29 protein-coding genes are annotated in these 26,248 nt (G+C 29.1%); 28 read left to right on the forward strand and 1 reads right to left on the reverse strand.

All coding sequences use genetic code 11. The annotated features are described in order from the left end of the window. The first annotated feature begins 9 nt into the window (after positions 1 to 9). The 28 genes from J2Z39_RS04220 to J2Z39_RS04355 all read left to right on the forward strand — a co-directional run bounded on the left by J2Z39_RS04220 (position 10) and on the right by J2Z39_RS04355 (position 25,327). The gene (locus J2Z39_RS04220) at positions 10 to 912 is read left to right on the forward strand and encodes an ROK family protein (RefSeq protein ID WP_209813945.1); all 903 of its coding nucleotides are present in this window, start codon (positions 10 to 12) and stop codon (positions 910 to 912) included. Further along, a complete protein-coding gene (locus J2Z39_RS04225) occupies positions 902 to 1,600 on the forward strand; it encodes a response regulator (RefSeq protein ID WP_117521565.1) in 699 nt (232 codons plus the stop codon). The genes J2Z39_RS04220 and J2Z39_RS04225 overlap by 11 nt, the downstream gene beginning before the upstream one ends. Then, positions 1,591 to 3,039, forward strand: coding sequence for a sensor histidine kinase (locus J2Z39_RS04230; protein ID WP_209813947.1), 1,449 nt, complete (start codon positions 1,591 to 1,593; stop codon positions 3,037 to 3,039). Before J2Z39_RS04225 ends, J2Z39_RS04230 begins: the two co-directional genes overlap by 10 nt. Then, entirely contained in the window at positions 3,023 to 4,501 is a 1,479-nt protein-coding gene (locus J2Z39_RS04235) for a hypothetical protein (protein ID WP_117521569.1), read from the forward strand. The genes J2Z39_RS04230 and J2Z39_RS04235 overlap by 17 nt, the downstream gene beginning before the upstream one ends. 50 nt (positions 4,502 to 4,551) lie before the next feature. After that, the gene (gene rdgB / locus J2Z39_RS04240; RefSeq protein ID WP_117521571.1) at positions 4,552 to 5,130 is read left to right on the forward strand and encodes an RdgB/HAM1 family non-canonical purine NTP pyrophosphatase; all 579 of its coding nucleotides are present in this window, start codon (positions 4,552 to 4,554) and stop codon (positions 5,128 to 5,130) included. Between the two features lies 1 nt (position 5,131). Further along, positions 5,132 to 5,614, forward strand: a complete 483-nt coding sequence (locus tag J2Z39_RS04245; RefSeq protein ID WP_209813949.1) for a YfcE family phosphodiesterase — start codon at positions 5,132 to 5,134, stop codon at positions 5,612 to 5,614. Then, positions 5,614 to 6,126, forward strand: a complete 513-nt coding sequence (locus tag J2Z39_RS04250) for a hypothetical protein (RefSeq protein WP_181965124.1) — start codon at positions 5,614 to 5,616, stop codon at positions 6,124 to 6,126. Before J2Z39_RS04245 ends, J2Z39_RS04250 begins: the two co-directional genes overlap by 1 nt. 20 nt (positions 6,127 to 6,146) lie before the next feature. Then, the gene (locus J2Z39_RS04255) at positions 6,147 to 6,884 is read left to right on the forward strand and encodes an HAD family hydrolase (RefSeq protein ID WP_117521575.1); all 738 of its coding nucleotides are present in this window, start codon (positions 6,147 to 6,149) and stop codon (positions 6,882 to 6,884) included. 182 nt (positions 6,885 to 7,066) lie between these two features. Further along, positions 7,067 to 7,780, forward strand: a complete 714-nt coding sequence (locus tag J2Z39_RS04260; protein WP_117521577.1) for a hypothetical protein — start codon at positions 7,067 to 7,069, stop codon at positions 7,778 to 7,780. 34 nt (positions 7,781 to 7,814) lie between these two features. Next, on the forward strand, positions 7,815 to 8,309 hold the full coding sequence (gene ruvC / locus J2Z39_RS04265) for a crossover junction endodeoxyribonuclease RuvC (RefSeq protein ID WP_209813951.1): 495 nt from the start codon (positions 7,815 to 7,817) through the stop codon (positions 8,307 to 8,309). Beyond that, positions 8,309 to 8,896, forward strand: coding sequence for a Holliday junction branch migration protein RuvA (ruvA, locus tag J2Z39_RS04270; protein ID WP_117521581.1), 588 nt, complete (start codon positions 8,309 to 8,311; stop codon positions 8,894 to 8,896). The genes ruvC and ruvA overlap by 1 nt, the downstream gene beginning before the upstream one ends. Before the next feature lie 9 nt (positions 8,897 to 8,905). After that, positions 8,906 to 9,913 (forward strand): Holliday junction branch migration DNA helicase RuvB, encoded by a 1,008-nt coding sequence (gene ruvB / locus J2Z39_RS04275; protein WP_209813953.1) that lies wholly within the window; start codon positions 8,906 to 8,908, stop codon positions 9,911 to 9,913. Further along, positions 9,914 to 10,936 (forward strand): tRNA preQ1(34) S-adenosylmethionine ribosyltransferase-isomerase QueA, encoded by a 1,023-nt coding sequence (gene queA / locus J2Z39_RS04280; RefSeq protein ID WP_209813955.1) that lies wholly within the window; start codon positions 9,914 to 9,916, stop codon positions 10,934 to 10,936. Between the two features lie 8 nt (positions 10,937 to 10,944). Beyond that, entirely contained in the window at positions 10,945 to 12,063 is a 1,119-nt protein-coding gene (tgt, locus tag J2Z39_RS04285) for a tRNA guanosine(34) transglycosylase Tgt (RefSeq protein WP_117521587.1), read from the forward strand. Then, positions 12,063 to 12,323, forward strand: coding sequence for a preprotein translocase subunit YajC (locus tag J2Z39_RS04290; RefSeq protein ID WP_209813957.1), 261 nt, complete (start codon positions 12,063 to 12,065; stop codon positions 12,321 to 12,323). Before tgt ends, J2Z39_RS04290 begins: the two co-directional genes overlap by 1 nt. A gap of 73 nt (positions 12,324 to 12,396) precedes the next feature. Beyond that, positions 12,397 to 14,127: a single-stranded-DNA-specific exonuclease RecJ gene (gene recJ, locus J2Z39_RS04295; RefSeq protein ID WP_117521591.1), complete on the forward strand. Its 1,731-nt coding sequence runs from the start codon at positions 12,397 to 12,399 to the stop codon at positions 14,125 to 14,127. Between the two features lie 7 nt (positions 14,128 to 14,134). Next, positions 14,135 to 16,324, forward strand: coding sequence for a RelA/SpoT family protein (locus J2Z39_RS04300; protein ID WP_209813959.1), 2,190 nt, complete (start codon positions 14,135 to 14,137; stop codon positions 16,322 to 16,324). Continuing rightward, complete coding sequence (gene dtd / locus J2Z39_RS04305) at positions 16,324 to 16,773, forward strand: D-aminoacyl-tRNA deacylase (RefSeq protein ID WP_209813961.1); 450 nt, start codon at positions 16,324 to 16,326, stop codon at positions 16,771 to 16,773. Before J2Z39_RS04300 ends, dtd begins: the two co-directional genes overlap by 1 nt. Beyond that, positions 16,774 to 17,373, forward strand: a complete 600-nt coding sequence (locus tag J2Z39_RS04310) for an MBL fold metallo-hydrolase (protein ID WP_117521597.1) — start codon at positions 16,774 to 16,776, stop codon at positions 17,371 to 17,373. A 9-nt stretch (positions 17,374 to 17,382) separates the two neighbouring features. Then, the gene (aspS, locus tag J2Z39_RS04315; RefSeq protein ID WP_209813963.1) at positions 17,383 to 19,155 is read left to right on the forward strand and encodes an aspartate--tRNA ligase; all 1,773 of its coding nucleotides are present in this window, start codon (positions 17,383 to 17,385) and stop codon (positions 19,153 to 19,155) included. Continuing rightward, positions 19,139 to 19,555, forward strand: coding sequence for a SoxR reducing system RseC family protein (locus tag J2Z39_RS04320; protein ID WP_209813966.1), 417 nt, complete (start codon positions 19,139 to 19,141; stop codon positions 19,553 to 19,555). Before aspS ends, J2Z39_RS04320 begins: the two co-directional genes overlap by 17 nt. Then, complete coding sequence (locus J2Z39_RS04325; RefSeq protein ID WP_117521603.1) at positions 19,555 to 20,790, forward strand: serine hydroxymethyltransferase; 1,236 nt, start codon at positions 19,555 to 19,557, stop codon at positions 20,788 to 20,790. The genes J2Z39_RS04320 and J2Z39_RS04325 overlap by 1 nt, the downstream gene beginning before the upstream one ends. 1 nt (position 20,791) lies before the next feature. Further along, a complete protein-coding gene (gene der, locus J2Z39_RS04330) occupies positions 20,792 to 22,114 on the forward strand; it encodes a ribosome biogenesis GTPase Der (RefSeq protein WP_117521605.1) in 1,323 nt (440 codons plus the stop codon). Beyond that, entirely contained in the window at positions 22,111 to 22,686 is a 576-nt protein-coding gene (gene plsY, locus J2Z39_RS04335) for a glycerol-3-phosphate 1-O-acyltransferase PlsY (RefSeq protein ID WP_117521607.1), read from the forward strand. The genes der and plsY overlap by 4 nt, the downstream gene beginning before the upstream one ends. 99 nt (positions 22,687 to 22,785) lie before the next feature. Then, positions 22,786 to 23,412 (forward strand): cell division protein SepF, encoded by a 627-nt coding sequence (locus tag J2Z39_RS04340; protein WP_117521609.1) that lies wholly within the window; start codon positions 22,786 to 22,788, stop codon positions 23,410 to 23,412. A 28-nt stretch (positions 23,413 to 23,440) separates the two neighbouring features. After that, positions 23,441 to 24,208, forward strand: a complete 768-nt coding sequence (locus J2Z39_RS04345; protein WP_209813968.1) for a YlmH family RNA-binding protein — start codon at positions 23,441 to 23,443, stop codon at positions 24,206 to 24,208. Then, the gene (lspA, locus tag J2Z39_RS04350; protein ID WP_117521613.1) at positions 24,205 to 24,660 is read left to right on the forward strand and encodes a signal peptidase II; all 456 of its coding nucleotides are present in this window, start codon (positions 24,205 to 24,207) and stop codon (positions 24,658 to 24,660) included. The genes J2Z39_RS04345 and lspA overlap by 4 nt, the downstream gene beginning before the upstream one ends. After that, entirely contained in the window at positions 24,650 to 25,327 is a 678-nt protein-coding gene (locus tag J2Z39_RS04355) for a uracil-DNA glycosylase (RefSeq protein WP_209813970.1), read from the forward strand. The genes lspA and J2Z39_RS04355 overlap by 11 nt, the downstream gene beginning before the upstream one ends. On the opposite strand, the gene J2Z39_RS04360 is transcribed toward J2Z39_RS04355, so the two are convergent. Next, positions 25,322 to 26,227 carry a ribonuclease H-like domain-containing protein gene (locus J2Z39_RS04360; RefSeq protein ID WP_209813972.1) on the reverse strand — a complete coding sequence of 302 codons (906 nt, stop codon included), beginning with the start codon at positions 26,225 to 26,227 and terminating at the stop codon, positions 25,322 to 25,324. The two genes, J2Z39_RS04355 and J2Z39_RS04360, sit on opposite strands and share 6 nt — an antisense overlap. Positions 26,228 to 26,248: the final 21 nt, after the last annotated feature.

Raw genomic sequence — 26,248 nt, forward strand, 5'->3', positions numbered from 1 at the left:
GAGGATATTATGGATAAGGTTATAGGAATTGATCTAGGAGGTACAAAAATTAATGCATGCCTTATAGATCAAACAGGAAGAATTCTTGAAAGAAATTCTATAGAAACTGAAGCTAAAAAGGGTCGCGATGTTGTTCTAGAAAATATAAAAAAAACCATTTATGGTCTAAATTATAAAGAAGCTAAAGCTATTGGCATAGGTACTCCAGGATTTATAGATGCGGAAAATGGAGTAGTTACATTTGCTGGTAATATTGATGGATGGAGTGGTCTAAATTTGAAAAAAGCTGTTGAAAAATTTGTAGATATTCCAGTTTTTGTAGAAAATGATGCAAATATAGCACTTTTAGCTGAAAAATGGATTGGAGCTTGCACAGAATCCAAGGATATAGTTATGGTAACACTTGGAACAGGAGTCGGAGGAGCTGTTTATAATGAAAAAAGTGGATTATTATCTGGATCCCATTTTCAAGGCGCAGAGTTAGGACATGTAATTTTACATCCAGGTGGGGATTATTGTACTTGTGGTCAACATGGTTGTGCTGAAGCATATTGTGCTGGTACCGCTCTTACTAAAAATTATAAAAAACTTACTGGTGATGAACTAACTGGAGAGCAAATATTGAAAAGAGTTTATAAAGACCCTAAAGCTAAAGAAGTTTTAGAAATATATCAAGAAGATCTAGCATATTTTTTAACTAGCCTTAGAAATATATTTGATCCAGAGGTTATAGTCATAGGAGGAGGAGTTATACATTCTAAAGATATATGGTGGGATGGAATGATTGAAAAATTTAACGATATTTGTAATAACACTCTTAATGTAAGTGTAATGCCAGCCAAATATCTAAATGATTCTGGAGTTATAGGAGCAGGGAAAATAGCGTTTGAAAGGGTAGAAAATGGAAAATAACAAAGTTTTGATCCTGGATGATGAAGACTCAATAAGACAATTTATGAAAATAAATCTTGAATATCAAGGCTATCAAACTGTAGAAGCATCAAGTGGGGAAGAAGCCATTAAGGTATTTGAACAAGAGGATCCATCTGTAGCTATACTTGATGTAATGCTGCCTGGTATTAGTGGATACGAAGTTTGCCAAGTTATTAGAGAAAAATCTCCTAAAACAGGGATCATTATGGTGTCAGCTAAATCTCAAGATATAGATAAGATATTAGGCCTTGAAAGAGGAGCGGATGATTATATTATAAAACCGTTTAATCCTCAAGAGCTTATTTTAAGGGTTAGATCTCTTATGAGAAGAGTTAATTTAACAGCAGAAGTAAAAGAAGAAAGTAATTCTAAGACTCTTACTGATGGACCTTTTACTCTTGACTTATATTCTAAAACTTTTTATAAAGTAGAAAACGAAATAGATGTAACTCCAACAGAATTTGCTATTCTCAAAAATTTCATACAAAATAAGGGAAAAGCTATGACCCGTAATGAAATAATGGAGGCAACTTGGGGTGAAAATTATAGTAATGATACTAAAATAGTAGATGTAAATATAAGAAGAATTAGAGCTAAGATAGAAGAAGACCCAGCTAAACCTCAATATATAGAAACGGTCTGGGGTACAGGTTATAGATGGAAATAAAAAATACAGATAATCAATTTTTTAAGGCAAATACTTCATATAAATATACAATTATGAGAATTATAATGCTTTTTGTAATTACGGTAGTAATTGGTTTTGAAATATTTGCCTTAAATTCTATAAAAAATTATTACCAATCATCTTTGGTAGGTTCTATGCTTAATCAAGCAAAAATAAATCAGTTACAATTTAATAATTACGCTAATAAATATGATCTTGATGATATAATTATTGGTGATAAAAATGCCTTTTATAGGAGCAATGAAACTCAAGTCCAAATTTTAGATAATTCTGGGATAGTATTATTTGATTCATCTGCAACAAGTGAAGTAGGTAAAGAGTTGGTAAAAACTGATGTTTTGGAAGCTAAAGATGGTAAAAAAGCAACTTTTAATCATACAAATGAAGCTACAAATGAAGAAGTACTATCATTATCATATCCTTTAATAGCAGGAGATAGCCAAGCTGGTATTTTAAGACTAACTTCTTCAATGAAAAAAGTTAACCAAAGAGTTAGGGCTGATATGATCTTTTATATTTTATTTGGAATAGTTATTATTGTTTCAGCTTTTTTTGTATCTCTAATCGTATCACAAAAGGTAGTTGCTCCTATATTAAAGCTTATTGATGTTTCTGAAAAACTTGCAGCAGGAGATTTCAATGCTAAGGCAGATACTAGTGGCAACAATGAACTTTCTGAGCTTGGGTCTACACTTAATTTTATGAGTGAAAATATAATAAAAAAAGAAGATATGAAAAATGAATTTATATCATCTGTTTCTCATGAACTAAGAACCCCTCTTACATCTATTAAAGGATGGGCGGTAACTTTACAATCTAAAGAAATTCAAAAAGATACTGATATGCTAAATCAGGGTTTAAGTATTATTGAAGGAGAGGGGGATAGACTTTCTATGATGGTAGAAGACTTACTTGATTTTTCAAGACTTCAATCTAGTACTTTTAAATATGAAAAAGATAAGCTTGATATAGTATCATTAGTAGAACAAGTTCATACTCAACTATCACCAAGAGCAGCAAATGAAAATATTAATTTTACTTTTACAAGTATATATAAGTCGATAATGGTATTTGCTGATAAAAATAGAATGAAAGAAGTTTTTATAAACATTATAGATAATGCTATTAAATTTACTCCTGATGGGGGGGATATTGATATTTTAATCGAACAAAATGATAGTAATGTTTCTATAAGTATAAAAGATAACGGAGAAGGAATAAAAGAAGATGAGATAGCCTTTGTTTCTAGTAAGTTTTATAAAGGAAGCTCGTCTAAATCTCAGACAGGTTTAGGCCTATCTATTTGTGAAGAGATTATAAAAGCTCATGATGGTAAGTTAATTATAAAAAGTAAGTATGGTAGTGGTACTTCAGTTATAGTAGAAATTCCGAGGTTAGAAGATGATAAAGAGGCTTAAAATTTGTTTACTATTCATATTTGTATTAATAATGAGTGCCTGTTCAAAAACTAATCCAGAAGAATTAAATGAACTAATACTTACTCCAGAAACTGACAAACCTGTTCTTGCTGGCACATGGCAAGTTAGTGATATAGAAGAAATAACTGCATCAAATAATGATTATCCCAAAATTGGAGATAAACTATATATTAGTAAGAATCTTGTAGCTTTTAACGACGAATATGCTTTCCCTCCTACTTTTACTTCAAAATATGTTAACTTAGAGGACTATTTGATAAATAGAGGGTATGATTTTGAAAATATAGATAAAAATGAAAATGTAGTAGTAGTAGATACTTCTCAAGGTCAGTATTTTGCTAGAGACTTTGTACAAAGAAGTCCAGATGAGATATTTTTTATTGCTAATGATAAGATAATATACTTATCTAGATTATCGGATAGTGTAGATGCTGAAATCGTAGATAAATATGCAAAACTTGCAGCCAAAGAAAGATCACAGTCAGAAAATCAAAAAGATTTAATGGATGATACAAGTGTTCTAATAGGGGTTAGAGAAAGAACAGACTTAGCTGATAACCAGCAAGAATACAATTATTATACTTATTTATTAAGTATTAAGGATGATGGAAATATAAGCTACGAAAAAGCACCGGATATCTTTTTAAGAGGACAGGATGAATATTGGAAAGTTAGATCATTTAAAAATAGATTTTCTGGTTTATATGATAATATAGAAGCTTTTCCAGTAAGAATTGAAGATAGTATGAATAAGCAAGAGAATAGTGAAAGATATAGCTTCCTAGATTTTGATATGAATATAAAAATTAATTATGTAGATTTAGATTATATATCTTTTTCCTATCTAAGTAGCTTATCTGATAATACAATTAGTAAATATGGCGTGGTATCAACAAAAGATTTAGAGGATAATAATTTAATAAATATAGATGAATTTACTGGGGAAAATGATGCGTACGAACAACTTAGAAATATGGTTGTTAATGAAGCTACCAGTAAATCAGCTGATTTTAATCCAGATGATCTGATAATAGAATCCAATAATTTTGGTATAGTAAGAGATAATGGTTCTTGGGTAATTCAAACTTCAATATATACAAAAGATAGTCAGAAAAAAGCATCAAGCCAAGTACCTATTAGAAATTATTTAGAAGAAAGAGTTAATATTAATTCGGATATTAATAAAGATCAAGTCAAAAATATTAATTCTCAAGCTAAAGACTATTTTATAATAGGCAATGACGCTTATATACTAATACAAACAGCTGATGAGATTTTAGTTCATAAAATTATCGACAATGAAATTGAAAAAGATCCTATTTTTTCAATATCTACTCCTAATCCTACAGGTGTAGTATCATTCGATCAACAAATAGGGTCTAATGCAGAGCTTTTAGAAAATTCTTTTAAAAATTTAAATACGATAGTAGAATCTGACTAGTTTTATTGAAAGAGATTTATTAAAATGATATCATAATTAAAGGAGAAATAATGGAAATAGTATTTGCAACTGGAAATAAAGATAAAGTAAATCAAATAAAATTAATGATAGATGATATAGTTTTAAAGACTCCAGAGGACTATGGATTAGATGATTTCGAGGTTGTTGAAGATGGAGATAGTTTAAAAAAAAATTCCTATAAGAAAGCCAAAGCTTTAAATGATATTTTAGATAAGCCAACTATCGCAGATGATACTGGATTGTTTGTTAGATCTATAGATAATAGACCAGGAGTTAAATCTCATAGATATGCGGGAGAAGATGCAAGCTATAAAGATAATCGTGATAAGTTACTAAATGAGCTTTCTGATAAAAATGATCGTTATGCTTATTTTGAAACTTGTATATGTTATATAGACGAAGAAAAAAATACTCATTATTTTGAAGGTAGATTAAAAGGAGCAATAACCTTAGAAGAAATAGGTGAATATGAATTTGGTTATGACCAAATATTTATACCAGAAGGGCTAAATAAAACTTTAGGTGAAATGACTAAAGAAGAAATAAATGAAATTTCTCATAGGGCAAAAGCATTTAATAAATTTAAAGAATATATAAGTGAGAACTAGGATGAAAATACTAGTTACAAGTGACACACATGGTTTATATTCATATATAAGTGACTATATTATCTCTAATCCCGATATAGATTTATTAATTCATGCAGGTGATGGAGTGGATGATGTAAAAAATATAGTCTATGAAACAAATATAAATTATCATGTAGTAAAGGGTAATAATGATTTTTTTACAAATATTGCCTATGATAAAATTTTGGATATAAATGGATATAAAATATTTTTAACTCATGGACATAAATATGAGGTAGATATGGGTTATAATAAAATACTAAAAGTAGCAAAGAATAATGGATGTGATATAGCAATTCATGGGCATACTCATAAGTATTATCAAAAGAGGGAAGATGAAGTTTTATTACTAAATCCAGGCTCGCCGTCATTACCTCGAGATAATAATCCGGGATTTTTAATTATGGAATTAGAAGAAGACTTAATCAGTATACAAAGAATAAAAATTAGTGAGGTTAATTAATGACAGGCTTAATAAATATAATAAACCAGTATTCATCGGAACTTAATATACTACCAATAATAGTAGTGATGAATATAATAATTAGCTTACTAATACATTTTTTGTCAAAAAAGAAATTTACTAAATTTATACCATCAATAGTTATAGGTATTGTATCAATAATATTATTGATATATTCCATATCAATATTTACTAGTCCAAGAGGATTATACCTAGCATGGATTGCCATATTTTTAGGCTCAGCAGCTTTGGTTGGGGTATTTACATGCTTCATTATAGACCTGATTATTTCTATAAAAATAAACAACGAAGAGTTAAATAATAATCAACCATTAAGAAAAGCTAGTAAAAAAAGTAACTCTTACAAAGCAAGTAAAAACAAGAAAAATAAAGAAAAGAATAATACTAAATTTCATACAAGAAAGATTAGTAAAACTGATACAGTTAAGGCTAGTAGAAAAAATGATAAGATTAGCAAAGCTAAGATAGTTTTCGAATCAGAAGATAAATAATTAACTAAAGAGGTATTTGTATGCAAAAGGCAGCTTTTTTTGATATTGATGGCACTCTATTTAGAAATAGTTTATTAATTGAACATTTTTTGCTTCTAACAGCTGATGGAGTAATAGCAAAAGAAGCTTGGGAAAATGAAATAGGTCCTTTATATGATAAATATCAAAATAGACTTGGTGCTTATGAAGATTATTTAGATAAAGCTTCTTTGGTATACCAACAAAAGCTTGCAGGATTAGATAAGGATACTATTGATAAGTACTCAAATATAGTTATAAATCAAAATAAAAATAAAGTTTATATGGTTACCAAAAAAGCAGTAGAGAATCATAAAAAAACTGGATATAAAATTTTCTTTATTTCTGGATCTCCACAATTTTTGGTAGAACATTTTGGAAAAATTTATGGTGCTGACGAAAGTATTTCAACCATATATGAATTTGATGATACCAATATTTTTACAGGAAAAGTAACTCCAATGTGGGATAGTCGTAGTAAATTAAATGCTGTAATGATGTTAGAAAAGAAGTATAATCTTAATTTAGACAGTTCATATGCTTATGGAGATACTAATGGAGATATAACTATGTTTCAACTTGTAGGGAATCCACATGCAATTAATCCTTCATATGAACTAATTAATAAGCTTTATACAGATAATGAATTAAGAGCTAAAACAGTAATTGACATAGAAAGAAAAGATGTCAATTATAGTTTTAGACTAAATGATATGAAGGCAAGCTTTAAAAAGTTTTAAAAATTTAATGTATAAATTTTTATTTTAAAATTCTTTTGAGCTAAATTCTTAGTAATATATACAATAATAAATTATATACGTATATTTTTACTAATAATTTAGTTTTTTTGTTTTTTTAGAAAAATATTTCTAAATAATAATATGATATTTTATGTTAGAATAGTTACACGAGGTAATAATTAATGAAGGCAAATGTTAGTGAACAATATCCTATAATTGAAAAACTTGAATATAATTTTTTAATAAATGAAGATATATACTCATTTAACACACTTATGTCTTTATTATATGATAAAAACTTTGTTAAGTTTTCTAAAAATGATTACTACGCAAAAGATTATGTAATGAAAAATCTTAAGAAATATTTTTGGAATCTAAGTGATATAGATCAAATCATAAATACTCTAGAATCATCTATAACTTCAGATCTTAATAGATATGAATATTTAATATCTATTAAAGCTCAATATAGAGCTTTCAAAGATAAAAAAATGATTGATGAATTAGAGTGTGATTTAATAAATGAATTTGGTGTAACATATCTAATGAATAATATATACGGAGCTTATAATAGACTTGATCCTAAACTCGTAGAATTAAGTTTATCCTACAAAGATAAGATTTATGATGACAAAGACTTGGTGTCAAAACTTAAAGATAATATGGGAAAATTTTGTGATCTAAAGATAAAAGATGAAATTTATATCTTGGATCAATCAACGCATAAACAGTTGAGATTTGATACTAATAACATATACACAGAAGATATAACAATAAACCAAACAAGAAAAATATATCAAAAATCAGTTTCCTACTTATATAAAACAATTGTTGATATATATGCTGAGTATTATTTTAGGGGATTGATGAGAGAAGTATTAGAAAGATATCAATAGAGCTTTTATAAGCTCTTTTTATTTGAGAGAAATTATGAAAATATTAGGAATAGATCCAGGGATAGCAATAATGGGTTATGGAGTTGTTGAATTTGAGGCAAATAAGGTTAAAGTAATAGAAAATGGTGTAGTTACAACATCTAGCAAGACTACAACTCCAGAGAGGCTTAGCATTCTTTATAAGAATTTAAATGAAATTATAAAAGAATTTAAACCAGATGAATTTGCTATAGAAGAATTATTTTTTAATCAAAATGTTAAAACAGCCATAACTGTAGGACATGCTAGGGGTATTCAAATTTTAAGTGCTCAAGAAAATAGTTTGCCAATTTATGAGTATACACCCCTTCAGATAAAGCAAGCAATTACGGGTTATGGTAGGGCTAACAAAAGCCAAATGCAAAAAACTGTAACTACACTTTTGAACTTAAAAGAAATACCTAAGCCTGATGATGCAGCAGATGCGCTTTCTGTTGCACTTTGTCATGCCTTAAGTCAAAGATTTAAAGAAAATTTTAGGATGAATTAATGATTTCATATATTATTGGAGATGTTAGAGAAATAAATGAAGAATCTTTTGTTATAGAAAATAACAATATGGGTTATCTTATAAAAAGTTCTCTTTCCACACTAACTCTTGTAGAATTAAATAACGAATATAAAATTTATACATCTCTTCAAGTTAGAGAAGATGATATGTCACTTTATGGGTTTTATTCTAAGGATGAATTAGATATGTTTTTATTATTAACATCTGTATCATCTATAGGTCCTAAGAATGCTATTGGCATACTTTCTTCTTTAGGAGTTGAAGATATTAAATTAGCTATAGTAAATAATGATATAGATACTCTTACCAAGGCAAAAGGAATAGGTAAAAAAACTGCTAGCAGAATTATTTTAGAGCTAATGGATAAGGTGAAACTTATGCCATCTGTCGATAAGGAAACTATTAAATCTAGTACTCCTATAAATGAGGATATGGATGTTGCAAAGGAAGCTTTAGAAAACCTTGGATATGCCAAAAATGATATTGAAAGAGTATTACTTGAGTTAAAAGATTCGGACTTATCTTTAGAAAATATTGTTAAGGAAAGTTTAAAAAGACTTATATAGGTGGTTTTTATGTATGATGAAAATGAAAGAATTGTAGGTTCCAATGAATTAAAGGAGGATCTTACTAATGAAAATTCTATAAGACCTAAGTGGTTAAATGAATATATAGGTCAGGATAAGGTCAAAGAAAAACTAGATATATTTATTAAATCTTCTTTAGAAAGAAAAGAACCACTAGACCATGTTCTTTTACAAGGACCTCCAGGGCTTGGCAAAACTACTTTATCATCAATAATAGCAAATGAATTGGGGGTTAATCTTAGAGTAACAAGTGGGCCTGCTATAGAAAGACCATCAGATCTTGCAAGTATCTTAACCAATCTTCAATATGGAGATGTTTTATTTATAGATGAAATACATAGGATAAATAGATCTGTAGAGGAGATATTGTATTCTGCTATGGAAGACTTTGTACTTGACATAATAGTAGGAAAAGGTCCCAATGCTCAATCTATTAGAATAGATTTAGAAAAATTTACTCTTATAGGTGCAACCACAAGAAGTGGTATGTTATCAGCACCATTAAGGGATAGATTTGGTGTAATGCTTTCATTAAATCTTTATTCGGCAGAGGATTTAACAACTATTATAAAGAGATCTGCAGATATTCTTAAGATCGAAATAGATGATCACGGTGCCTATGAAATAGCAAAAAGATCTAGAGGAACACCTAGAATTGCTAATAGATTATTAAAAAGAGTTCGAGATTACGCTATAGTAAAAAAAGATAAAAAAATAGATCATGAAACCAGCAAGGAAGGCCTTAATTTACTTGAGATAGATGAAATGGGACTTGATACTATGGATAAAAAAATAATTATGACTATGTATCAAAACTTTAATGGTGGTCCAGTAGGCATAGATACTATAGCTGCCTCTACTGGTATTGAAAATGTAACTATAGAAGATGTATATGAACCATATTTGCTCCAGATAGGATTCTTGTCGAGAACACCTAGAGGTCGTGTTCTAACAAGATTTGCGTATGAGCATTATGGATTAAGATTTGAGGAATAAATGAAGACAGATGATTTTGATTATTATTTACCAGAAGAATTAATAGCCCAACACCCAGCAGAAAAAAGAGATCATGCTAGATTACTTGTACTTGATAAAGAGACTGGAAAAACAGAAGATAAATATTTTTATGATATCATAGATTATCTTGATCCAGGTGATGTCTTAGTAATGAATGATACTAGAGTAATACCGGCAAGACTTTTTGGCCATAGAGAAAGTAAAGAAGAATCTATAGAAGTATTCTTGCTTACAAATATAGAAGGCAAAACTTGGGAATGTTTAGTCCGACCTGGTAAAAAAATGAAAATAGGAACAAACGTAATATTTTCTGAAGAATTATCAGGAGAAGTTAAGGATATAAAAGAAGATGGAAATAGGATTATAGAGTTTTGCTATGAAGGAATCTTCAATGAATTGCTAGATAGATTAGGTAATGTGCCTCTACCACCTTATATAAAAGAAGAACTTCAAGAGCCTGAAGAATATCAAACTGTATATTCAAAAAATCCTGGATCAGTCGCTGCTCCAACAGCAGGACTTCACTTTACTCAGGAACTTTTAGAAGAAATAGAATCTAAGGGTATAAAGCTTGCCTATTTAACCTTAAATGTAGGACTTGGAACTTTTAGGCCAGTGAGCGTAGAAGATGTAACAGATCATAAAATGCATAGTGAATTTTACACTATATCAAAAGAAACTGCTGATATCATAAATAAAGCTCATAAAAAAGGTAATAAAGTTATAGCAACAGGAACTACCAGCATTAGAACTTTAGAGTCAGTATATAAAAAGAATGGAAAAATACAAGGAGATTCAGGATGGACAGATATATTTATTTATCCAGGATTTAAATTTGAAGTAGTTGATGCAATGATAACCAACTTTCATTTACCAAAATCCACTCTTGTTATGTTAGTATCTGCTTTTTCATCTAAAGACATTATATTAAACGCATATGAACATGCAGTTAATGATAAATATAGATTTTTTAGTTTTGGCGATGCCATGTATATACATTAAGGAGAAATATGGGACTTAAATTTGAAGTAATAAAAAAAGATAAAAATTCCAACGCAAGAGTTGGTGTTATACACACAGCTCATGGAGATATTCCAACTCCTATATTTATGCCAGTCGGCACACTTGGAACTGTAAAGACAATGTCTGTAGAAGAGCTAGATCAGATGGGAGCAAAGATTATTTTAGGAAATACCTATCATTTATATCTTAAACCTGGCATGAATATTATGAGACAAGCTGGGGGACTCCATAAGTTTATGAACTGGAATAAGCCAATACTTACAGATAGTGGTGGATTTCAAGTGTTCTCTCTTTCTGAACGTCGAAAAATAAATGAGAATGGGGTAGAATTTAGATCTCATATAGATGGATCAAAGCATTTTTTTACTCCTGAAAAATCCATAGAAATTCAAAACGACATACATTCAGATATAATGATGAGCTTCGATGAATGTGTAGAGGTCCCAGCAGACTACGATTATGTAAAGCAATCAATGGAAAGAACTATTCGTTGGGCAAAACGAGGACTTGATTATCATAAAGAACATTCTTATAAAGATCAATCACTATTTGGAATAGTCCAAGGGGGAATGTATAAAGATTTAAGAGAAAAATCTGCAATTGAGACAACAGCTATGGACTTTGATGGATTTTCTATTGGTGGACTTTCTGTAGGGGAAACTAAAGAAGAAATGATAGATATTCTAAACTTTACTACTCCACTATTGCCAGAAGATAAACCGAGATATAACATGGGTGTGGGAACTCCTGATTATCTATTTGAGTCATACCAAGCAGGGATAGATATGGCTGATTGTGTGTTACCAACTAGAATAGCAAGAAATGGTACTGCTATTACTTCACATGGTAGACTAGTGGTAAGAAATGCAGCTTATATGGATGATTTTACTCCTCTTGATTCAGAGTGTGATTGCTATACATGTAGAAATTATTCTAGAGCCTATATTAGACATTTAGTTAATGTAAATGAAATATTAGGAGCTAGGCTTTTATCTTATCATAACTTATATTTCTTACTGAAGATGTGTGAAAATATTAGGCAAGCTATTATGGAAGATAGGTTCTTAGAATACAAAGAAGAATTTTATTCTAAGTATGGTTATTAATGAAAATTGAATATTTAATACTAATTATCCTTTGCTTTGGATTCTATCAAAAGTCTATAAAAGATGATATCAAATTCCGAAAAAATAAAGAATTTATAAATGATAATTTAGAAATAGGATGCCATATAGTAACACAATCTGGTATTATTGGAGAAGTTACTAATATTGAGGGCGAAATTATTACTATTTTGAGTGGAGATAATGAATCTATAAATAAATTAAAAATACAAAAATCAGAAATAAAAAATCTAATTTCTTAGAGGCATAGTAGCCTCTTTTTCTTTATAAATTGTTAAAAAATGGTATAATTTTTCTATATGAAAGGGTGATGCAATGAGTAATTGGTTTATATATAATAAGAAAGAAAACTATATTAATAATCTGAAAAATGAGAATATAACAAAGCTTCAAGCACTTGTTTTAGGAAATCGTGATATAGTTAAACCCAGCACTGTGGATATGTTCTTAAGACCAAGCTTATCAAAGTTGCATGATCCTTTTTTACTTGAAGATATGGATAAAGCTGTTGATCTTATTATGGAAACTATGAAAAATGGTGGAGAAATTAGAATCTTTGGTGACTATGATCAAGACGGCATAGCTTCTGTAATGACTCTTTTAGATGGGTTATTATATTATTATGATTTTATTAGCTATGATATCCCACAAAGAGTCAAAGAAGGTTATGGTATATCTGTTAGTATGGCTAAAAAAGCTATTGATGATAATGTTAGTTTAATAATAACTTGCGATAATGGTATAACTGGATTTGAACAAGTAAAGATGCTAAAAGATGCTGGAATTAATGTAATTGTTACAGACCACCATGAAATAGAAACTAATACTAATGGAGAATGGCAAAGTCAAATTTTACCAGAAGCTGATGCTGTAATAAATCCTAAAAGATTAGATTCATCATATCCATTTGATGATTTATGTGGAGCAGGAGTTTGCTTTAAGTTAATGACTGCTTTATTTAATAAATTAGATGGTGATTTAGACTATCTTTTTGGATTACTGGAATATGTAGCTATGGGAACAGTTTGTGATATGGTGTCTCTTACTGATGAAAATAGGATTTTTGTTATAGAAGGTTTAAAAAGATTAAATTATACAGATAAATTAGCCATTAAAGCAATACTTGAAGAAAGTTCATGGGATAAGGAAATAGACGTTTATACATTAGGATTTATATTAGGACCAACTATGAATGCAACAGGTAGATTATCAACGGCGAAAGATGCTATCAAGCTATTAATGGAAGAAGATATTGACGAAATTTATAGCTTAGCAAAAGACTTAGTAGAATTAAATAACGAGCGTAAAACTTTAACCGAAGAAGGTTTAGATAAATGCATAAAAATTATAGAAGAAAATAACTACTATAAAGATGATGTAATTGTTGTATATGAAAACTCTATAAACGAGTCAATATGTGGAATAGTAGCTGGAAGAATAAAAGAAAAATATTATAGACCAACTATTATTCTCTCTAGTTCTAATACTGAAGGTCTTGCAAAAGGGTCTGGTAGATCCATTGATTCTTATAATATATATGAAGAAGTATCAAAATATAAAGATAAGCTAGACTCGTTTGGTGGTCATCCAATGGCTTGTGGTTTATCCATTAAAACTAATCTTATAGATGATTTTAGAAAGTTTTTAAATGAAAACTCAAAGCTAAATCAAAAGCAAAAGGAAAAGGTAATTAATATAGATAAAGCCATAGATATATCAAAATTATCTTTAGAATTTGCTCAAAGTCTTAAAAGTCTAGAACCATTTGGTAAAGACTTTGAAAAGCCTATATTTGCTGATAAAAAAGTAGTAATAGCAAGATGCGATATGATTGGCAAAGATAAGAAAACCATGAGATTATCACTTCAAAAAAATGGAACTTATATCAATGCTATAAAATTTCATGCAGTAGATGAATATGAATATTTAAAAGAAAAATATGGAGATAATATTGTAGGTAATAAAATCGATATTGTGTATTACCCAGATGTCAATGAGTTCAGGGGCAATATAAATCTTCAGTTAAAACTAATTGATATAAGATGAGGTAAATATGACAACAGACTTTAAAGAAGAATATGAAGAATTTAAAAAAAATATATTATATAATAATCCTAATGCAGATATTGGTTTAATAAAAAAAGCATATTTTTTTGGTGAAATAAATCATAGAGGCCAGAAAAGAAATTCAGGAGAAGATTATTTCATCCATCCTATAGCTGTAGCTACGACATTATCAAACATGAAGCTTGATGATCAGACAATCTGTGCAGGACTAATGCATGATGTTTTGGAAGATACAGAAGTTACTTATGATGAAATGGAAGAAAAATTTGGTCATGAAATAACTTTCTTAGTAGATGGAGTAACCAAGCTTAAAAACTTAAATTATAGTTCTAGAGAAGAAAAACAAGCTGAAAATATTAGAAAAATGGTCATGGCAATGAGCAATGACGTAAGGGTTGTTTTAATAAAGCTTGCTGATAGACTCCATAATATGAGAACTTTAGAATATAAGACTCGTGAAAAACAAGTTCAAACAGCTACGGAAACCTTAGAAATCTATGTTCCTCTTGCTCATAGACTTGGAATATATTCTATAAAGTGGGAACTAGAAGACTTATGTTTTAGGTACCAAGAACCTGAAAAATATTATGAACTTGCAGAGATGGTTTCTCAAAAAAGACGTGAAAGAGAAGCATATATCAATGAAATAATAGAGACTTTGACAGAGTCCTTGCAAGGTACCAATATAGATTTCGAGATAAGTGGTAGACCTAAATCACTTTATTCAATTTATAAAAAGATGATGCGAAATAATATCGTATTTGAAGAAATATATGATTTAACAGCAGTGAGAGTATTAGTGGATACTATAGCAGAATGTTATGAGGTTTTAGGTAAGGTTCATTCACTTTGGAGACCCATACCAAATAGGATAAAAGATTATATAGGTCAGCCTAAACCTAATGGATACAGATCACTTCATACGACGGTTTTTGGTGAGGATTCTAGACCATTTGAAGTTCAAATAAGAACTCGCCAAATGCACAAAGAATGTGAGTACGGTGTTGCAGCTCATTGGAGGTATAAAGAAGGTAAGACAAAAGAATCGGATTTTGATGATGCCATGGAATTTTTAAGACGTATTATGGAATGGCAAAGAGAAGGTGGAGCTGATGAAGATAGTAAAGCTTTTATGGAAACTCTAAAAACCGATTTCTTTTCTAGAGAAATATATATATATTCTCCTGCTGGAGAAATCTATTCCTTACCAATTGGCTCATGTGCTATAGACTTTGCTTATAAGATTCATACTGAAGTGGGCAACAAATGTATAGGAGCAAAAGTAAATGGAGCAATTGTTCCTATAACTCAAAAGCTTAAAACAGGTGATGTAGTAGAAATCTTAACGAGCAAAAATTCGAAAGGCCCTAGCAGAGATTGGTTAAATATAGTAAAAAGTAACCAAGCTAAGAATAAGATCAAGCAATTTTTTAAAAGAAATGAAAAAGAAGAAAATATTGAGCTTGGTAAAAATCAAGTTATTAAAGATATAAAAAAACATAGATCAGCCTATAAATCTTTACTAAAAGATGATTGGATAAATGATATATCAAATGAGCTAGGTTTTCCATCTGAAGAAGAAATGTATGCTTCAGTTGGTTATGGTAAAATCACAAGTGAACAAGTTGTTCAAAAACTCCTGAAAAAAGAAAAAGAATTAGAAGATAAGGATAAGGATTTATCAAAACCAATCGAGTTTACTAACAAAGAAAATCAATCAAATAATTCTAAGGGAGAGGTAAGAGTTAGTGACTTTGGAGATGATATAGAAGTTAAGTTTGCAAAATGCTGTACACCAGTTCCAGGAGATTCAATTATTGGTTTTATTACTAAGGGCAACGGTATATCAGTACATACCAAATCTTGCCCAAATATAATTAAGACACATGCGCCAGAAAGACTTATTGATGTTTATTGGCAAAATGAATCAACTGATAAGTTTCCAGTTAACATACAAATTGTTTGTGCAAATTCTCCAACAGTAATATATGATATTACCAAAATGATAACTACTGTAAATGTAAATATTTCTGGAATGAATGCTAGACTTACTGATAGTCAAGAAGGAATTATAGATCTTACAGTTGAAGTTAATAGCACAAGCCAGTTAGATGATGTTATAGCAAAATTAAAATCTATAAATACAGTTTATAGTGTATATAGGGTGAATAATTAATGAGAGCAGTAATACAAAAAGTTACAAAATCAAATGTAGTAGTAGATAATGAAGAAATATCAAATATAGATCAAGGTTTGTTAGTTTTACTAGCTGTAAAAGAAAACGATGATAAAGATGATCTAGCCTATATTAAAAAGAAAATAGAAAAGCTTAGAATATTTGAAGATAATGAAGGTAAGATGAACTTATCTATAGAAGAAGTGGGAGGAGAGATACTCTTAGTATCTCAATTTACTCTTTATGGAGACGTAAGAAAAGGAAATAGACCAAGTTTTATAGACTCTGCAAAACCAGATAAAGCAAATGAATTTTATGAAATATTAAAAGAAGAACTTGTTGCTGATGGTTTATCTGTAAAAACAGGTAAGTTTCAAACTCATATGGAAGTTAGTCTTACAAATGATGGACCTTGTACTATAATATTAGATAGTGAGAGGATATTATAAATGCAAATAAAGAAGTTTACTCTAGGACCAGTTCTAACAAATTTATATGTAATGAGCGAAAATGGTCATGGATTTATAGTAGATGCAGCGGATAAAAGTGATTATGTAACGGACTATATAAAAGAAAATAAAATTGAAATAGATTTTATTTTGCAAACACATACTCACTATGATCATGTACTGGGTTTAGAATACTATAAAAACTTATATAATGTAGATGTATATGCTTCTAGTGAGTCAAAGCAAATTGCTAATGATTTAAATTATAACCTTGGGTTTAATTACCCTAGTTTATTCGTACCTATAGATAAGTATTTAGAAGATGGTGAAGTTTTTAGCGATTTTAATATAAAAGCTATAAAAACACCAGGACATAGCTTGGATTCTATAAGTTATCTTATAGGAAATAGTTTATTTAGTGGAGACACTTTATTTAATTTATCCATTGGTAGAACTGATTTACCAGGTGGGAATTATGCTACTATTATGGAATCATTAAATAAATATAGGCAACTTAATCCAAATACTGATGTATATTCAGGACATGGAGAGAACACAAATCTTTATTATGAATTAGAGAATAATCCGTTTTTAAACTAAGGAGATATAATGGAATTTAAAAGAAGCCACATGTGTGGAGAATTAAGAAGTGAAAATATTGGACAATCTGTAGTACTTATGGGATGGGTTGCCAAAAAAAGAAATCTTGGATCATTAGTATTCTTTGATCTAAGAGATAAGACTGGTATTACCCAAGTAGTTGTAAGAGAAGAAGATGAAGTAAATCATGAACTAGCAAGTCATTTAGGAAGTGAATACGTCGTTGAGGTTAAAGGTGATGTGCGCGAAAGGGAATCTAAAAATCCAGATATTCCAACAGGTGACATAGAAATTGTTGTAGAAAAAATAAATATCTTAGATAAGGCAAATACACCGCCAATATATATTAAAGATAATGATGATGTAGCTGAAAATTTGAAATTAAAATATAGATATCTAGATATGAGAAAGCCTTCTGTACAAAAAAATCTTAAACTAAGATCAGATATCATTCGTACAGTAAGAGAGTACATGTATAACAACGATTTTACAGAAGTAGAAACACCATTTTTAACAAAGCCTACACCAGAAGGTGCACGTGATTATGTAGTACCATCTCGTTTAGAACCAGGTGAATTTTACGCTCTTCCTCAATCACCACAGCTATTTAAACAAATTCTAATGATTGGATCATTGGATAGATATTTCCAAGTTGTAAAATGTTTTAGAGATGAAGATCTAAGAGCTAATAGACAACCAGAGTTTACCCAATTAGATATGGAATTATCATTTGCAAATCAGGATGATGTAATAGCAGTAAATGAGGGTCTTATAAAGGAATTATTTGATAAATATACAGATTATGATCTAACTCTTCCAATTCCTCGTATGGATTATAGTGAAGCTATTAATTCTTATGGCTCAGACAAACCAGATTTAAGATTTGGTTATAAAATTAATGATATTTCAGAAATATGGAAAGACAGCGAGTTTAAAGTATTTGCAAGTAATACTAGTGATGGAAAATCTGTAAGAGCTATAAATTTTAAAAACTTAGCAGATAAATATTCTAGAAAACAATTAGATAAGTTAACTGATTTTGTAAAAGATTATGGTTTAGGTGGTCTATCTTACATTAAGTACGGTGATAAAGTAAATTCATCTATTAGTAAGTTCTTAACAGATGATATCTTAAATGCAATGGTAGAAAAACTTAATATAGAAGATAATGATTTAGTTTTAATAGCTGCAGATAAGGATAAAAAAGTTTTAGAGGGTCTAGGAGCTTTAAGAAATAAAGTTGCTCGTGAGAATAATCTTTATGAAAAAGAATATGCCCTAACATGGGTAGTAAATTTCCCAATGTTTGAATATAGCGAAGAAGAAGATAGATACGTTTCTCAACATCATCCATTTACAATGCCTAATGAAGAAGATATTGATCTTTTAAAGACTCATCCAGAGAAAGTTAGAACTCAAGCTTACGATATAGTTATAAATGGTGATGAAATGGGCGGTGGATCTGTAAGAATTAACAACTCAGAACTTCAAAAAGAAATATTTGAAGCATTAAACTTAACAGATGAAGATATCGAAAAGAAATTTGGTTTCTTTATTGAAGCTTTAAAATACGGCACACCACCTCATGCAGGTCTTGCTTATGGACTAGATAGGTTGTTAATGTTATTTGCAAAAACAAATAATATAAAAGATGTAATTGCATTTCCAAAAACTCAATCTGCAACCTGTCCATTGTCTGAAGCACCTACAAAAGTTGATGAAAATACCCTTGAAGAACTATCTATAAATATAAGGAGTGATAGTAATGGCAATGATGATTAAGCAAGGAATTGTCCTTGATAATGATAATGGAAAATTGACAATAAGTGTTGGTAGATCAGAAGCTTGTGGAGCTTGTGCTGCAAAAGAATCATGTGGACAAAAAGATGAAACCATTATAGAAGCTTATTCTACTGATGACATTAATACTGGAGATAAGGTTATATTAGAAAGTAGATCCCAAGATATAACAAAATACTCTATATATGTATATGTACTTCCAGTTGCACTTATTGTAATTGGAGCAGTTTTACCTAATTTATTATTTAAAAATTCAGGTTTAGATATAAATTTATTGACTCTTATATCAATATTAATGTTTTTTGCTATATCATTTGTTATAGTAAAAAAAATTGATAATAAGCTAAAAGATAATAATGTTATGAAAGTGAGAAAAATATAATGGATTATTCCCTTATTAAAGAGTTTGATCCAAAAGCCTATGAATTTTTAAACAAAGAAGTTCATAGGCAAGAAAATAATATTGAACTCATTGCATCAGAAAACTATGTAAATAAGGAAATTTTAGAATCTTGTGGTAGTTTATTAACAAATAAATATGCTGAGGGTTTACCTGAAAAAAGATATTATGGTGGCTGCGAAAATATAGATACAATAGAACAATTAGCTATAGATCGTGCTAAGAAACTTTTTGGAGCAGATCATGCTAATGTTCAGCCACATTCAGGCTCCAATGCTAATATAGCAGCTTATTTTGCCCTACTTAAACCTAAAGATAAAGTTTTAGCAATGGATCTTACAGAAGGTGGACACTTAACTCACGGATCAAAAGTTAATTTTTCTGGAAAACTATATGATTTTCATCATTATGGTGTAAATTATAAAACTGGAAGGATCGATTACGATTATGTATTAAAAAAAGCAAAAGAAGTGAAACCTAAACTTATAGTATGCGGGGCTAGTGCTTATCCTCGTGAAATTAATTTTAAAAAGTTTAGAGAAATAGCAGATGAAGTAGGTGCTTTACTAATGGCCGATATGGCTCATATAGCAGGTTTAGTGGCAGCAGGCGAACATCAAAATCCAGTTTTATATTGTGATGTTGTAACATCTACAACTCATAAAACATTAAGAGGTCCTAGATCTGGATTCATACTTTGTAAAGAAGAATATGCTAAAGCTATAGATAAGGCTGTTTTTCCAGGACTACAAGGTGGACCGTTAGAACATATTATCCTAGCAAAAGCTTTAGGATTTAAACAAAATTTAGAACCATCTTGGAAAGATTATGCTAAACAAATTAAATTAAATGCAAAGTCTATGGAAAAAGCTCTAAGAGAACATGACTTTAAAATGATTTCTGATGGAACAGATAATCATCTCTTATTAATTGATTTAACAAATAAAAATATAACAGGAAGAGAAGCTCAAGATTTACTTGATAAAGTTTATATAACTACAAACAAAAATACTATTCCTAATGAAAAGCTTTCTCCTAATATAACTAGTGGTCTAAGAATAGGGACAGCTGCAATTACAACTAGGGGTATGAAAGAAGGGGAAGCTCAAAAAATAATTGAGCTTATTTCAAGAACATTAGATAAAAAAGAAAATTTAGAGATTATTAGAAAAGAAGTACTAGATTTAACCTCTAAATTTCCAGTATATGGAGTTTGATATGGCTATGCCTATAGTAACCCTAGTTGGTAGAACCAATGTTGGGAAATCTACACTATTTAATAGACTTGTAGGAAAGAAAAAATCAATAACTGAAGATGTAAGTGGAGTAACTCGAGATAGAATCGTTGATAAAGTAGAATGGCAAGGAGATGAATTTCTTCTTGTGGATACTGGTGGTCTTGATATTTCCAATAAGGAGATGATGAATCAAGAAATAAAATCACAAGTAGAAAAAGCTTTGCTAGAAACTGACTTAATACTATTTGTAGTAGATGGTAAAGAAGGTATTAATCCATATGATGATGAAATTGCAGGTGCTATTCGTCATTATAAGAAAAAAGTAATAATAGTAGCTAATAAAATAGATAGCCATAAAATACCCGATCATATCTATGACTTTTATTCATTAGGATTTGACGATTTAGCCATTATTTCAGCTGAACAAAGTAAAGGTTTGGGAGATTTATTAGATAAGATTTGCGAAAATATCGATTTTCAAGCTTACGAAAATATTGAAGATGAAACAAGAATTGCTATAATTGGTAAACCCAATGCTGGTAAGTCTTCTTTAGTTAATTTACTTTTAGATGATGATAGGATGATAGTTACTAATGTAGCAGGAACTACCCGTGATGCGGTTGATTCTTATTGGACCTATAATGATAAAAATTATGTATTAATAGATACGGCAGGTCTTAGACGTAAAAAAAAGGTTAAAGAAAGTATAGAATTCTATGCCAATCAAAGAACTTTCGATGCAGTTGATAGTGCAGAAATAGTATTATTTTTAATTGATGCAACAGTTGGAATTACTGAGCAAGATACAAAAATAGCTGGTTATGCTCATAATCAACGCAAAGCAATAATTATTGCTATAAATAAATGGGATGTAGTAGAAAAAGAAACTAACACCATGAAAGACATGGAAAGAGATATAAGAAACAAATTGGGATTTGCTTTATATGCACCAGTTATTTTTATTTCAGTTCTTAAAAATCAAAGAATTGATAATCTTTTAGATATGATTGAAGTTGTAGATAGTAATTATCATACAAGAATTTCTACTGGTGTATTAAATAATATTTTACAAGATGCAATTATGCTTAATCAGCCTCCACAGGATAAAGGAAAAAGACTTAAGATATACTATATGTCTCAAGTTGGCACTGCACCTCCAAAGTTCATGTTATCAGTTAATGACAGAGAATTAATGCATTTTTCGTATATGAGATATTTAGAAAATCAAATAAGAAAAAATTATAATTTAATAGGGGTACCGTTTAGTTTTATTCTAAAGGAACGAGGAGGATCTGATCGATGATTATTTTAGTTGCTATTATAGCTTATATTTTAGGTTCGATTCCATCAGGATATATTATAGGAAAAACTTTTTTTGAAACTGATATTAGAGACTTAGGCTCAGGAAATATAGGCTCTACTAATGCTTTAAGAAATTTTGGCAAAAGAGCTGGAATGGCTACTTTTATTCTAGACATATTAAAGGGATTTTTAGCTGTATTAATTGGAAATAAGTTAGATGGATATAATGGCATGTCTATAGCCTTTTTATTTGTTGTTTTGGGCCACATGTATAGTTTGTTTTTACACTTTAAAGGTGGCAAAGGAGTAGCAACAAGTTTTGGAGCACTCTTATACATAGACTATAAATTTGCATTAATTTTGATTGGTATTTTTGCTCTAGTAGTTTTAATAAGCCATATAGTATCTTTAGGATCTTTAGTAGCAACACTAGCTGCTGCTATTGGTGGATACATAAAATTTGGAAATGCCTATGTGTTTTGGGTATTACTTATTATAACAGTATTAATATTTTATAGTCACAGATCAAATATAAAAAGACTAGTAAATAAGGAAGAAGCTAAAATATTTTAAAGTTTAATGATAATCTATTGAAATTTTAAATTGGATTTTTATTATCATACATTTTACGTTATAATAGTAATATATAATTAATAAAGTAAAGGGAATATTATGTTTGACAAATTTAAAGATTTTATTGGCATTGACGATAATTACGACGATTATGATGATGAGCAATTATACTATGATGATGAAGAAGGTACAACAAAGAGTTCTTCTAGAGAAGCTTATACAAATTTACTAGATGAAAAAGAAGAAAATGACGATCAATCAGTAACCTACGAAAGTGGTTATTCATCACCATCTAGTTCAAATTCAACATATAGTTCAACATCTACAGAATATCAAGCAAAGCCATACACTAGCACATCTAATTCTAGCTCAAGTAACTATCAAAGATCATCAAGAAGAGGAGATAATATAGTAAGCATGACAGAAAGTAATTTCAGTAGCAGATCATCAATGAGAATTTCTATTCAAGAACCACTTGATTATGAGAAAGACGCACCAAATGTAATTGATGATATTCTAGATAAAAAAGTAGTAGTATTAAACTTAGAAATGGTTGATGCAGATATGAGACAAAGAATATTTGATTTCGTATCAGGAGCAGTCTATGCCCTTGAAGGAACTGTAGAAAGAGTTACTAAAGGTATATTTGTTATAAGTCCAAAAGGTGTTGAAGTTGATAGTAGTGTTACCGATCAAATTTCTGATGGCAACTATAACCAATTATAAGATCGATTAATTCGATCTTTTATTTTTTATGAGTTTAGTCTATAATTTAGATTTTATAACAGATAAAAGTAAGAAATCTTCCATAAAAAAAGCACTATCAATTCTTGAAAGGGCTTACTATAAAAATATAGAAGAGTATAGCTTCTTTTTAGATCCCTACGAGCAATATATCTTAGAATCAATATCAAGAAAAAATAATATTGATATCAAATTTATTGGAGCTAATAAATTAGCGGAACGAAAAATATTTGTTGCTAATTACTATTATGAACCTATAGATGAATCTAACTATATAAAAGTTTTAGAATTTAGTCATGATGGACTTAGTCATCCAGATGTTTTAGGTGGCTTAATGAGTCTTAATTTAAGTAGAGAATCTATAGGTGATATAGTTATTAGCGATAATAAATGTGAATTTGCTGTGCTAAAGGAAGAAGCTTCTTTTATAAAGTTTAATCTGAATAAGATAAAAAGACAACATGTTGATATAAATTTTAAAGAGGATGATAAGCTTGATATGACTAAAGATTCCTTTGATCTTATGACAGGTTTCGTGTCTTCTTTGAGATTAGATAATATAATTTCAGAGCTTGCAAATATATCTAGATCAAAAGCAAAAGATATAATTAAATCAAAAAATGTAAAAGTAAATTTTGAAATTATTGAAAATCCAGGAAAGAATATAAAAGAAGGCTCTATGATTTCTATAAGAAAAGAGGGAAGATTTATATTTGACCAGGTCTTAGGAGAAAGTAAAAAAGGTAATTATCATATTGCCTATAGGAAACTAGTATGACATACATAATAATTATTATTTTAGGTGTTATTCTTGATAGAATAACAAAGATACATGCAATTAATAATTTTATAGATAATCCATATAATGGAACTATATTAAATTTTACTTATTTAGAAAATAGAGGTGCAGCTTTTGGAATTTTGCAAGATAATAGAGCATTTTTCATTATTTTAACTATAGTCATAATAGGATATTTAATATATTATTTTATTAAACATTACAAAACCAACACTACTTTATTAAATATTGCTATAACTTTTATAATTACAGGAGCCTTGGGTAACTTTTACGATAGGCTAGTAAAGACTTATGTAGTAGATTTTATTGAATTTGCCTTTGTTAATTTTCCTGTATTTAATGTTGCTGATATATTTGTTACTGTGGGAAGTATATTAATAATTATTTATCTATTATTTTTTGAAGAAGGTGAAAAGAAAAATGAGCGTTAATATTGGTAATGACTGGGATCTATTACTAGCTGATCAATGGGATTTGCCCTATTATAAAAATTTAAGAAAAAATCTTATAAAGGAATATAAAAATTATACGGTTTATCCAAATATGTATGATATTTTTAATTCATTAAAGTCAGTACCTTATAAAGATTGTAAGGTAGTTATCTTAGGTCAAGATCCTTATCATGGTCCTAATCAAGCCCATGGATATGCTTTTTCTGTAAAAAAAGGAGTAAAAACACCTCCTTCACTATTAAATATTTTTAAAGAAATGCATGATGACATAGGTACTTTTATACCTAACAATGGAAATTTAATAAAATGGGCAGATCAGGGAGTTTTACTATTGAATACATCTTTAACTGTGAGAAGTGGAGAGGCTAATTCCCATGAAAGGTTAGGATGGGAGATACTTACTGATAGGATAATAAAGTTATTAAATGATAGGGATAAACCAATGGTGTTTATACTTTGGGGTAGAAATGCTCAATCTAAGGAGAAATTAATAACAAATCCCAATCATCTGATAATAAAATCAGTTCATCCATCTCCATTATCTGCTAGAAGAGGATTCTTTGGATCCAAACCATTTTCTAAAACAAATGGCTTTTTAAAATCAATTGGGGAAGAACCCATTGATTGGCAAATAGAGAACTTATAAGTGGTTCTCTATTATTTTTTTGCTTAAATTTAATATATTTTTATAATTATATATATAATTTTCACGAATTATAAGCAAATTTGGATCAACTTTCATATTACTTTCATTAGTTAATTCAAATGTATTTAGGCACACATAGCCAGTATTTTCTTTATCAAATTTTCCATATATTAACTGTAAGTTAATCTCTATATCTTTATCATTTACCGTTAATTCATAAAAATTAGATGTAAAGTATGATTTTTGTATATTATTTGAGCTTATTAACTCTATATGTCCTATATCATTATTAATCAATATAGATTTTAAAGTTAATATATTGTCTTCTAAATTAATAGAAAGTTTTTTGTCAAAATGATTTTCTACATTTGCTAATTTTTCAGTAGATATAAGGTCGTTTTCGTTATGAATCATTATTGGTTTCGGCCTATTACGCTTTTTTATATCTTCACTTAGCTTACTAATAACGTTGTATCTACTAGGGTCGTTTCTGTAGATACCAATATATTTTTCTATATCTGTCAGTTTCATGGATTTAAAGTCAAAGTATTTACGCTTAGACGATATTATTTTATATATATCAATACTTTCTGGGAAAATTGGTAAGAGCATATACTTACTAAGTCTATAATTTAAAAATGGTATATCAAATTTATCTCCGTTATAGGTGATAATTGTTTTGTTTTTTACTTCTCTTAAATATATTTTAAGAAGCCTTTTTTCTTCACTGTTATCCTGAGCAAAATATTGAATTATATAACATTTATTTTTTTCATATCTTATAAGGCCTAAAAGAACTAGGTTATCGATAGTAGGATCTAGTCCTGTAGTTTCAATATCTAATATTATTTCATCTTTATTTAAATTTTCTGCATTATATAACTTTTTATATTTAATCATGTAATTATTATACTTTATTTG

Origin of the sequence: Anaerococcus nagyae, from assembly GCF_017874535.1 — a bacterium.
In the GTDB taxonomy this organism is placed as follows: domain Bacteria; phylum Bacillota; class Clostridia; order Tissierellales; family Peptoniphilaceae; genus Anaerococcus; species Anaerococcus nagyae.

Excerpts from the sequence above, each read along its gene's own strand:
- aspS (WP_209813963.1), top strand. The coding sequence starts at position 17,383 with ATGGAATTTAAAAGAAGCCACATGTGTGGAGAATTAAGAAGTGAAAAT.
- J2Z39_RS04230 (WP_209813947.1), top strand. The coding sequence starts at position 1,591 with ATGGAAATAAAAAATACAGATAATCAATTTTTTAAGGCAAATACTTCA.
- J2Z39_RS04255 (WP_117521575.1), top strand. The coding sequence starts at position 6,147 with ATGCAAAAGGCAGCTTTTTTTGATATTGATGGCACTCTATTTAGAAAT.
- plsY (WP_117521607.1), top strand. The coding sequence starts at position 22,111 with ATGATTATTTTAGTTGCTATTATAGCTTATATTTTAGGTTCGATTCCA.
- ruvA (WP_117521581.1), top strand. The coding sequence starts at position 8,309 with ATGATTTCATATATTATTGGAGATGTTAGAGAAATAAATGAAGAATCT.
- J2Z39_RS04220 (WP_209813945.1), top strand. The coding sequence starts at position 10 with ATGGATAAGGTTATAGGAATTGATCTAGGAGGTACAAAAATTAATGCA.
- J2Z39_RS04355 (WP_209813970.1), top strand. The coding sequence starts at position 24,650 with ATGAGCGTTAATATTGGTAATGACTGGGATCTATTACTAGCTGATCAA.
- J2Z39_RS04345 (WP_209813968.1), top strand. The coding sequence starts at position 23,441 with ATGAGTTTAGTCTATAATTTAGATTTTATAACAGATAAAAGTAAGAAA.
- queA (WP_209813955.1), top strand. The coding sequence starts at position 9,914 with ATGAAGACAGATGATTTTGATTATTATTTACCAGAAGAATTAATAGCC.
- J2Z39_RS04260 (WP_117521577.1), top strand. The coding sequence starts at position 7,067 with ATGAAGGCAAATGTTAGTGAACAATATCCTATAATTGAAAAACTTGAA.
- recJ (WP_117521591.1), top strand. The coding sequence starts at position 12,397 with ATGAGTAATTGGTTTATATATAATAAGAAAGAAAACTATATTAATAAT.
- J2Z39_RS04340 (WP_117521609.1), top strand. The coding sequence starts at position 22,786 with ATGTTTGACAAATTTAAAGATTTTATTGGCATTGACGATAATTACGAC.
- J2Z39_RS04310 (WP_117521597.1), top strand. The coding sequence starts at position 16,774 with ATGCAAATAAAGAAGTTTACTCTAGGACCAGTTCTAACAAATTTATAT.
- J2Z39_RS04250 (WP_181965124.1), top strand. The coding sequence starts at position 5,614 with ATGACAGGCTTAATAAATATAATAAACCAGTATTCATCGGAACTTAAT.
- J2Z39_RS04300 (WP_209813959.1), top strand. The coding sequence starts at position 14,135 with ATGACAACAGACTTTAAAGAAGAATATGAAGAATTTAAAAAAAATATA.
- rdgB (WP_117521571.1), top strand. The coding sequence starts at position 4,552 with ATGGAAATAGTATTTGCAACTGGAAATAAAGATAAAGTAAATCAAATA.
- J2Z39_RS04245 (WP_209813949.1), top strand. The coding sequence starts at position 5,132 with ATGAAAATACTAGTTACAAGTGACACACATGGTTTATATTCATATATA.
- ruvB (WP_209813953.1), top strand. The coding sequence starts at position 8,906 with ATGTATGATGAAAATGAAAGAATTGTAGGTTCCAATGAATTAAAGGAG.
- J2Z39_RS04360 (WP_209813972.1), bottom strand. The coding sequence starts at position 26,227 with ATGATTAAATATAAAAAGTTATATAATGCAGAAAATTTAAATAAAGAT.
- der (WP_117521605.1), top strand. The coding sequence starts at position 20,792 with ATGGCTATGCCTATAGTAACCCTAGTTGGTAGAACCAATGTTGGGAAA.
- ruvC (WP_209813951.1), top strand. The coding sequence starts at position 7,815 with ATGAAAATATTAGGAATAGATCCAGGGATAGCAATAATGGGTTATGGA.
- J2Z39_RS04225 (WP_117521565.1), top strand. The coding sequence starts at position 902 with ATGGAAAATAACAAAGTTTTGATCCTGGATGATGAAGACTCAATAAGA.
- J2Z39_RS04325 (WP_117521603.1), top strand. The coding sequence starts at position 19,555 with ATGGATTATTCCCTTATTAAAGAGTTTGATCCAAAAGCCTATGAATTT.
- dtd (WP_209813961.1), top strand. The coding sequence starts at position 16,324 with ATGAGAGCAGTAATACAAAAAGTTACAAAATCAAATGTAGTAGTAGAT.
- J2Z39_RS04320 (WP_209813966.1), top strand. The coding sequence starts at position 19,139 with ATGGCAATGATGATTAAGCAAGGAATTGTCCTTGATAATGATAATGGA.
- J2Z39_RS04290 (WP_209813957.1), top strand. The coding sequence starts at position 12,063 with ATGAAAATTGAATATTTAATACTAATTATCCTTTGCTTTGGATTCTAT.
- lspA (WP_117521613.1), top strand. The coding sequence starts at position 24,205 with ATGACATACATAATAATTATTATTTTAGGTGTTATTCTTGATAGAATA.
- J2Z39_RS04235 (WP_117521569.1), top strand. The coding sequence starts at position 3,023 with ATGATAAAGAGGCTTAAAATTTGTTTACTATTCATATTTGTATTAATA.
- tgt (WP_117521587.1), top strand. The coding sequence starts at position 10,945 with ATGGGACTTAAATTTGAAGTAATAAAAAAAGATAAAAATTCCAACGCA.